Source organism: Halorubrum sp. SP9 (assembly GCF_005435015.1).
Lineage (GTDB): Archaea > Halobacteriota > Halobacteria > Halobacteriales > Haloferacaceae > Halorubrum > Halorubrum sodomense.
This window is the reverse complement of sequence record NZ_SGXU01000211.1, coordinates 1-723: the sequence shown is the minus strand read 5'-3', so window position 1 is coordinate 723 and position 723 is coordinate 1. Positions and strand designations below refer to the sequence as shown.

Here is a 723-nt window from a genome sequence, read left to right as displayed (position 1 = left end):
AAGAACGAGCAGATGGAGCGACGAGAGGACTACCTCGTGGACATCTGAGCCAATAGTCACCTACACCTCGTGAAAATGAGTAGAGCGCCATCTCTTTACCATTTCTTCGGCGAAAACAATGTATGTCCGAGTCTGACGGAGAAGACAACCTCCCTACACGGCTCAAAATACCGGATTCTTTTACCGAGGAGTTTGTCGAAAAGAACGAAGGGAGCCTCAGAAGGTCCGAAAACGTTCAGATTCTAATAGCCTTAGGTGTTCTTGGACTTACGGGGACCTTAGTTGCACAGAATCTGATTTCCTTTCCTCTATTAGAGGGGGCTTCCGAGTCTGAGTTGGTTCGGTGGGGGTTCCGTTTCTTAGTCTATGCGACAATCGTATTTTTGGCCGCTAAACTCGTGACTTCGGCCTTCTACCCAAGCAGCAAAAATCGAGGTTTAGTAGCATTACACGAGTGGGTCGAACCGTTCATCTATGTTTTTTCGACCTCGGTTTTCGGGTTTCTTGTGGCTGTGATAGTATTGATACAGAACACTTTCCTCTCCCTCAGTAATTTGATAGTCCTTCCACTCGTGGTAATTCCGTCCCTCATAATGGCAGGGGCATACAGTAGAAAGAGAAGGGCTGCGTATGAGCGGTTGCGGGACGCAAAAGCAGACGAGGTCAAGTTCCGACTTCTTTGGAATTTGTTTATTGAGGAAGCGTGGGGTACTGGAATGGATG

The 723-nt window shown here is 47.7% G+C and carries 1 protein-coding gene; it reads left to right on the top strand.

Annotation, left to right across the window (positions count from 1 at the left end; all coding sequences use genetic code 11):
- Window positions 1-122: 122 nt before the first annotated feature.
- Window positions 123-723: hypothetical protein (locus EXE45_RS17245; RefSeq protein WP_137695054.1), on the top strand; the 601-nt coding region annotated here is incomplete at its 3' end.